General features: G+C 44.5%; 9 protein-coding genes and 1 pseudogene. 7 read left to right on the forward strand and 3 right to left on the reverse strand.

The window, feature by feature from the left end:
- From IQR33_RS24015 to IQR33_RS24040, 6 genes are all read left to right on the forward strand, one after another.
- On the forward strand, window positions 1–294 hold a 294-nt coding region (locus IQR33_RS24015), incomplete at its 5' end, for a response regulator (protein ID WP_193844130.1).
- Window positions 295–405: 111 nt separating this feature from the next.
- On the forward strand, window positions 406–648 hold the full coding sequence (locus IQR33_RS24020; RefSeq protein ID WP_005376770.1) for a hypothetical protein: 243 nt from the start codon (window positions 406–408) through the stop codon (window positions 646–648).
- 198 nt (window positions 649–846) lie between these two features.
- Window positions 847–1,410 (forward strand): septation protein A, encoded by a 564-nt coding sequence (locus IQR33_RS24025; RefSeq protein WP_005376769.1) that lies wholly within the window; start codon window positions 847–849, stop codon window positions 1,408–1,410.
- Window positions 1,411–1,635: 225 nt separating this feature from the next.
- Entirely contained in the window at window positions 1,636–2,031 is a 396-nt protein-coding gene (gene yciA / locus IQR33_RS24030) for an acyl-CoA thioester hydrolase YciA (RefSeq protein WP_005376768.1), read from the forward strand.
- Window positions 2,032–2,146: 115 nt separating this feature from the next.
- On the forward strand, window positions 2,147–2,443 hold the full coding sequence (locus IQR33_RS24035; RefSeq protein WP_005386727.1) for a YciI family protein: 297 nt from the start codon (window positions 2,147–2,149) through the stop codon (window positions 2,441–2,443).
- A gap of 3 nt (window positions 2,444–2,446) precedes the next feature.
- Window positions 2,447–2,839, forward strand: a complete 393-nt coding sequence (locus IQR33_RS24040; protein WP_005386726.1) for a GspS/AspS pilotin family protein — start codon at window positions 2,447–2,449, stop codon at window positions 2,837–2,839.
- A gap of 133 nt (window positions 2,840–2,972) precedes the next feature.
- Here the strand turns inward: IQR33_RS24040 and metE are convergent, their stop codons facing one another.
- Window positions 2,973–5,255, reverse strand: coding sequence for a 5-methyltetrahydropteroyltriglutamate--homocysteine S-methyltransferase (gene metE / locus IQR33_RS24045; protein WP_054577048.1), 2,283 nt, complete (start codon window positions 5,253–5,255; stop codon window positions 2,973–2,975).
- 281 nt (window positions 5,256–5,536) lie between these two features.
- On the opposite strand from metE, the gene metR reads away from it, so the two are divergent.
- Complete coding sequence (metR, locus tag IQR33_RS24050) at window positions 5,537–6,448, forward strand: HTH-type transcriptional regulator MetR (RefSeq protein WP_005386724.1); 912 nt, start codon at window positions 5,537–5,539, stop codon at window positions 6,446–6,448.
- Between the two features lie 21 nt (window positions 6,449–6,469).
- On the opposite strand, the gene IQR33_RS24055 is transcribed toward metR, so the two are convergent.
- On the reverse strand, window positions 6,470–6,670 hold the full coding sequence (locus IQR33_RS24055) for a DUF4250 domain-containing protein (protein ID WP_005376762.1): 201 nt from the start codon (window positions 6,668–6,670) through the stop codon (window positions 6,470–6,472).
- A gap of 152 nt (window positions 6,671–6,822) precedes the next feature.
- Window positions 6,823–7,086 (reverse strand): annotated as a pseudogene (locus IQR33_RS24060) (hypothetical protein); the annotation flags it as partial.

The following is a 7,086-nucleotide window of genomic DNA, read 5'->3' on the forward strand; positions in this document are numbered from 1 at the left end:
GCAAATAATGGAGCCTCTGCGGTAGAACTATTCCACTCTCACAAGATTGATCTCGTTCTTATGGATGTCCAAATGCCGGTAATGAATGGATTTGACGCAAGCCAACGGATTAAGCAAATCACATCTTCCGTTCCAATCATTGCCTTATCTGGTGAGTCTGGAGCTAGAGAGTTGGAGCTAATTTCGAAACTCATGGATGACAGACTCGAAAAGCCCACCACGTTAAATGCACTTCAAGTCGTCATCCAAAGATGGTTACAGAACGAGAATTTTGCACCTTCCAACACTTTTTAATTTGCAAATATAGAATTGGCACTAGATGTGCATTATTGGAGTAAATCGAATTATCCAGAAGGTCAAGCAGGCTGCAAAAGAGTAGCGTATGAGCTTGATAAGGAGATCGCCATGTTACTTCATCGACATACATACTACGGCCTGATTCATCATGGAATCAAAACACTGTTACTTGATCGCTTAGGCCACTATACAGAAGAAGAGTATCATCAATATCTGAGCTTGATGACTGGTAAATCCACTTGCTTCACGATGTCTCTTGAAGAGCTAGAAGCAACGGTCGATAACTTACTGCGGGAAGGCTATTTAGAAGATGTCAAAACGCTTATTTCCCAATATCAACGTGTTGCTTAAGGTTTAAAACTCTCAACTCTATTGCCGCTTCACGCGGCAATTTTTATTCCTTCCATTTGCTGTTTCGACGTGGAAGAAGCTTGCGGGCTGTACGATATACTAAGCGTTACTATTCTTACCTTAACTTCCTCAGTATTCACATCTTGTCAGATTCCGTTAGACTGTCTTCAATTCAATAATTAGGTAGATTTTGCCATCATGAAGCAGATCCTAGACTTTATACCACTCATCGTTTTCTTCGCTTTATACAAGCTGTACGACATCTACGTAGCGACAGGTGCACTGATCGTAGCAACAGCCATTCAACTTGTCGTCACCTACGCGCTGTATAAGAAAGTCGAAAAGATGCAGCTAATAACATTTGTTATCGTCACTATCTTCGGCGGCATGACCCTTTTCTTCCACGACGACAATTTTATAAAGTGGAAAGTCACCATCATTTACGCGATTCTGGCGATTGGCTTAGCAGTGAGCCACGCATTGGGAAAATCAGCCATCAAAGGTATGCTAGGCAAGGAAATTACGTTACCTGACGCTGTTTGGGCAAAGATTAACTGGGCTTGGGTTGGCTTCTTCTCATTCTTCGCTGGCCTAAATATTTATATTGCTTACGAATTGCCGTTGGATGTTTGGGTTAACTTCAAAGTATTTGGAATGTTGATCGCGACATTTGCCTACATGATTGCGACTGGCTTTTACATTTATAAACACATGCCAAAAGAACAAAAAAATAACTCATCCGATGTGTCCACTGATGATTAAAAACTCAGTTTTGCTATAATCCGCGACTTCACAGCGACCTTAGGGTCGCTGTTTTGCTCCATGTATCAGTAAACCGCTCAAACAACGTACCGTTTTCAGACCATTCTTGCTGCTGTAAACCAACTTTCTCTGGTCCGGTATCTGCGGTTTTTTAAGGACCTTTGGTTCTAGGTATTTACTATGTTGGCGCTTAGTTTGAGCGCCTTTAAGATTTAGGATGTCACAATGAGTCAAGAAATTAGCTCTCCGAAAGGTCAAATGCTGCTTCGTACCCTTGCAATGCCTGCAGATACAAACGCCAATGGCGATATTTTTGGCGGTTGGATAATGTCTCAGCTCGACTTAGCGGGCGCGATTCTGGCAAAAGAGATCTCTTGTGGTCGCGTTGTCACCGTTTCGGTATCAAGCATTACGTTCAAAAAACCTGTTGGTGTGGGCGATGTCGTATGCTGCTACGGCGAATGCACTAAGATCGGCCGCACATCCATGAGTGTCGATTTGGAAGTATGGGTCAAACCCGTCAAAGCTCACGGTGTTGGCGAACGCTTCATGGTTTGTGATGCGACCTTCAACTACGTAGCCATTGACAGTGAAGGTAAACCACGTCCGGTTCAGAATTAGTCAACCTACAACGCTAACAGTTAGAAAGGATCTCACATTTTCTGTTGTTCACTTGTGAGAGACACAAAAAAGGCGTTAAATTAACACTTTACCCTACCAATTAAGGAACTATGCTATGTGGTATGTCATCTTTTCACAGGACGTTGAGAACTCGTTGGAAAAACGCATGAGCGTTCGCCCACAACACTTGGATCGCTTACAAAAGCTACAAGACGAAGGCCGCCTTCTTACAGCTGGTCCGATGCCTGCGATAGATTCTGACAATCCTGGTGAAGCTGGATTTACGGGCTCAACTGTCATCGCTGAATTCGCCTCTCTAGAGGATGCTAAAGCGTGGGCAGAAGCCGATCCTTATGTAGCGGCTGGTGTTTACGATCATGTAATCGTGAAACCGTTCAAAAAAGTGTTTTAATTTATGAAAAAATTACTGTGTCTTTTCTTGGTATTTGGTGCTCTGGCTGGCTGTTCATCAACCGATGATAATCAGCGCCAACTTGAGCTTATGGCATCAAACCGAGCAGGAGTCTTGTCTGCGGGCCTCCCTTTAGAGTACGGTCCACTGCAAATAATGCGTGTCTCATCCAACAAAAATGTTGTAGAGATGATGATGATTTATAACGATGGCGCACTCGGTGCAAAGCCGTTAAATCAAGTACTGAATACCAGTATCTATACCTACTGCAGCAACCCAGAAGTTCGCAAGCAAATTGATATGGGCTTGATGTATCGTATTAAGGTACGTAATTCTCGCGGTCAGTTGATGGCAGATGAGTTGGTTTCCGCACAGACTTGTACTCAGGTGAAGTAGCTACAGTAATTTTTGTTGCTTTCGGCATGAGACGATGATTCGCTATTATTGGATAATCTGAAAACGAAAGTTAACAATTAAGAATAGAAAAACGGAGACCACAGTCTCCGTTTTTATTTGCTGTAACGATGTGTTACGCCAGCTCAGCACGGAGCTTCTTCGCCGCTGAAACCAGATTTGCCAATGCGGCTTCTGTCTCCTTCCAGTTTCGTGTTTTCAGACCACAATCTGGGTTTACCCACAAACGTTGAGCCGGAATTTTTTCTGCCGCTTTCTTGATTAAACCTTCAATCCATTCTTCCGTAGGAATGTTTGGTGAGTGAATGTCATAAACACCGGGGCCGATTTCGTTCGGGTAATTGAACTCTTCAAATGCTTTCAGCAGCTCCATATTTGAGCGAGATGTTTCAATGGTAATGACGTCCGCATCGAGTGCCGCAACCGAATCAATGATTTCATTGAACTCGCTGTAACACATATGAGTGTGAATCTGAGTTTCTGGTTTTGCACTTGCCGCAGAGACCTTAAACGCATTTACGGCCCATTCTAAGTACGCTTTGTGATCGCGTTTTTTGAGTGGTAAACCTTCTCGAATGGCTGGCTCATCAATTTGAATGATATTGATGCCTGCATCTTGCAGGTCAGACACCTCATCACGCAGTGCCAAAGCAAGTTGCTGCGCAATTTCTTGACGTGTGATGTCTTCACGTGGGAACGTCCAACATAAAATCGTTACTGGTCCAGTCAACATGCCTTTCATCTGTTTGCTGGTTAGCGATTGTGCGTACGTCGACCATTCAACTGTGATCGGTTTTTCACGTTCAATGTCAGCAACTACAATGGCAGGTTTCACACAGCGAGAACCATAACTCTGTACCCAACCAAATTTGGTCGTTTGAAAACCCGCCAAGTTCTCAGCGAAGTATTCCACCATGTCGTTACGCTCTGCTTCACCATGAACTAGCACATCTAGGTCGAGCGCCTCTTGACGTTTTACTGCGTCAGCAATATGTCCTTTAAGTGCTTGGATATATTCAGACTCAGATAATTGACCTGTACGATAAGCGCTGCGCTGCACCCGGATTTCACCCGTTTGAGGAAAAGAGCCGATTGTCGTTGTTGGCAACAAAGGCAAGCCCAATACTTCAGCTTGATGCGCAGCACGCTCTGCATAAGGTGCGCTGCGCTCGGCAAGTGACGCGGTAATGTTGTTTAAACGCGCTTGTACTTGAGGTTTATTCACATGTGTTGCTGTCTTGCGCGCTTTGATTGTCTGGCTATAGGTATCACAAGCGAGAATCGCATTTTGATCACCATCGAGCGCTCGGCCAAGCAAGGCGACTTCTGCCACTTTTTGTTTTGCAAAGGCAAACCAACTTTTTACTTCTTCGCTCAGTTCTGTTTCCAGTGCTAAATCAACAGGGCTATGTAGAAGAGAACATGAACTGGCAACCCAAAGTTTGTCGCCCAGTTTCTCTTTGACTGGCTGTAGACGCTCGAGTTGGGCACTTAAATCCGAACGCCATACGTTACGACCATTCACAACGCCAGCAGAAAGCACCCACCCCTCCGGTAACTTGGCAACCACATCGTCAAGCTGCTGAGGGACGGCAGATAAATCGATATGCAAACCATCCACCGGTAGCTCTACAATTTTGTCTAGCGTATCGCTTACGGAGTCAAAGTACGTCGTTAGCAGCACTTTTACATCGCTTCGAATCACTTGGTAGGCCAGCTTAAACGAATCAGCCCATTTGCTTTCTAGCTCCAGTGACAAAATTGGCTCATCAATCTGAACCCACTCAACACCTTGACTTGCTAGCTTTGCCAAAATAGCTTGGTAAGCAGTAAGTAAGCGTGGTAGCAGGGTTAAGCGGTCAAACCCTTCTTCGACCTCTTTGCCCAAGTAAAGGTAACTGACTGGGCCAAGCAAAACAGGCTTCACTTGGTGGCCAGCTTGAAGCGCTTCGTTGACTTCTTCAAACAGTTGCGGCCAGCTCACTTCAAACGTATCGTCCTTGCTGAATTCAGGGACGATGTAATGGTAGTTTGTGTTGAACCATTTGGTCATATCCGATGCCGCAGCGCCCGCACAGCTGCAACCCGCCTGAGATTGACCGCGACCCACTTTGAACAACGTATCCAGGTTAGGGAAACCATCAGCGTGACGCTTTGGCACATGACCCAATAGCAACGTGGTCGTCAGTACATGATCATACCAAGCGAAGTCGCCAGCAGTGGCAAAACTCAAACCTGAATCCGTTTGTGTTTGCCAGTTTTTGGCGCGTAGATCTGCCCCAACCTTTTTAAGCTCAGCTTGATCAATTTCTCCTCGCCAGTATTTCTCCTGAGCGAATTTTAATTCTCTTTTTTCACCAATGCGTGGATAACCTAGTATGTGAGTCGTTGTCGCCATGTCCCTATTCCTTTCTCAATTTTGTTCAATTTGTTTGGATCAGAGCATCTTTCGGTAAAGAATAAGATGTCTGGATGGCTAAACTATCGCTCTCATCTGATATTAGAACAACGTCCATTTATTCAACTTGTTTATTAAAAAAATTCATCATGAAGCGACATGATTCGCAAATAAAAACAACAAATAGACGTCTAGACGTTTACATATCCATTTTTTGTCGTTAAGTTATTTACACGATTGCTATTCTGTTCATAGCGAGCAACAAAGGATGAAAGGAATTCATGATAGAGCTAAAACATTTGCGGACACTCACTTCGCTTCGAGACACTGGCTCTCTAACGGCGACAGCGACCGCTTTGCATCTCACTCAGTCGGCACTGTCTCATCAGATCAAAGATTTGGAGGCGCGAATTGGAGGGCAACTGTTCCTGAGAAAGACTCGTCCGGTGAAGTTCACTTCAGAGGGAGAAATCCTATTGCGTCTTGCAGAAGATATCCTTCCGAAACTCGCAAGAGCAGAAAATGATTTAGCGAGCTTGAAAGAGGACGTCAATGGCCGATTACATATGGCCATTGAATGTCACTCTTGCTTCCAATGGCTAATGCCTGCACTTAGGGAGTACCAACTTGCTTGGCCTAGCGTAACATTGGACTTTTCCTCTGGTTTTGGCTTTGAACCACTCCCAGCTCTATTGGCAGGCGAACTCGATCTCGTTATTACTTCCGATATCCAACCTCGATCCGAAGTCCACTACGAGCCTCTATTCGACTTTGAAATGCGTTTAATTACCGCAACCAACCACCCATTGGCGGAAAAAGAAATTATTGAGCCGCAAGATCTCGCAGATCAAACCATGCTCTCTTATCCGGTTCAAAAACAAAGGCTAGACGTCGTAAAACACTTTCTTCAGCCAGCAGGAATAGAACCTGCGAAATGGAAGCAAGCCGACAACACTCTCATGTTAGTTCAGATGGTCTCTGCTGGATTAGGGGTGGCGGCACTACCCAATTGGGCGATTTCTGAATTTTCTCGCCAAGGTCTTATTACCAGTAAACCTTTCGGCCAAGGCTTATGGCGTCGCTTGTTTGCTGCAACGCGTCACTCAGAGAAAGAAAAGCGTTACTTACAAGCTTTTTTCGCAACCGCGAGGCTACAATGTAAAAGCCACCTTGACGGAATCAAGGTGGCTTAAAAGATTTGGGTTATGAAAGGCTTAGCGTTGATATGCTTTAAATTGGTTAGTCAATGGATCGTACTGATAACCGAGCATATCAAGCTTGCCGACTACAGACTCTACATCCATCTCATACACTGATACTAACTCGTCAAAACTGTCGCACTCTAAACGTAGCTTTTCGTTGACGATACCTAGCAAAATAGTGCTGTCCAGATTACCTACATTGCTTAAATCCATCGCGACTCTCCTCTTCGACAAGGTATATAAACAAGCGTAGTAGTAATCACGCGAATTTAAAGTGAGTGAGATCTAAAACGTGATCACCTTATACCCAAGCATCAAGAAAGCACTTGGATATAAGCCGTCTAGCTTTGTCTTTAGAATAGAGGTTAAGCCGCGAGAGAGAATAAACCTTGGAGGCTCGTCATCGACGCGAGTGCTAGCAACAAGGCTACGCTCAGTTGCACCTTTTCTGGTTTCTTATGCGTAAAAATATGCCAACACCACACGATAATTGAAGAAATTAGCATAGCTAAAGACAGCAAGATCGGCTGTGTTGCAGCGTTTAGTGTGGCTTCATTTAACTGGTAAGAAGCAAACAACGTTGCGATGACTAATAGCATTCCAGACACAATGCCAGTAACTGGTAAAAT

It is taken from the genome of Vibrio sp. OPT46, assembly GCF_015163535.1.
Taxonomy (GTDB): Bacteria; Pseudomonadota; Gammaproteobacteria; order Enterobacterales; family Vibrionaceae; genus Vibrio; species Vibrio alginolyticus.

Excerpts from the sequence above, each read along its gene's own strand:
- IQR33_RS24020 (WP_005376770.1), top strand. The coding sequence starts at position 406 with ATGTTACTTCATCGACATACATACTACGGCCTGATTCATCATGGAATC.
- IQR33_RS24040 (WP_005386726.1), top strand. The coding sequence starts at position 2,447 with ATGAAAAAATTACTGTGTCTTTTCTTGGTATTTGGTGCTCTGGCTGGC.
- IQR33_RS24025 (WP_005376769.1), top strand. The coding sequence starts at position 847 with ATGAAGCAGATCCTAGACTTTATACCACTCATCGTTTTCTTCGCTTTA.
- metE (WP_054577048.1), bottom strand. The coding sequence starts at position 5,255 with ATGGCGACAACGACTCACATACTAGGTTATCCACGCATTGGTGAAAAA.
- yciA (WP_005376768.1), top strand. The coding sequence starts at position 1,636 with ATGAGTCAAGAAATTAGCTCTCCGAAAGGTCAAATGCTGCTTCGTACC.
- IQR33_RS24035 (WP_005386727.1), top strand. The coding sequence starts at position 2,147 with ATGTGGTATGTCATCTTTTCACAGGACGTTGAGAACTCGTTGGAAAAA.
- IQR33_RS24055 (WP_005376762.1), bottom strand. The coding sequence starts at position 6,670 with ATGGATTTAAGCAATGTAGGTAATCTGGACAGCACTATTTTGCTAGGT.
- metR (WP_005386724.1), top strand. The coding sequence starts at position 5,537 with ATGATAGAGCTAAAACATTTGCGGACACTCACTTCGCTTCGAGACACT.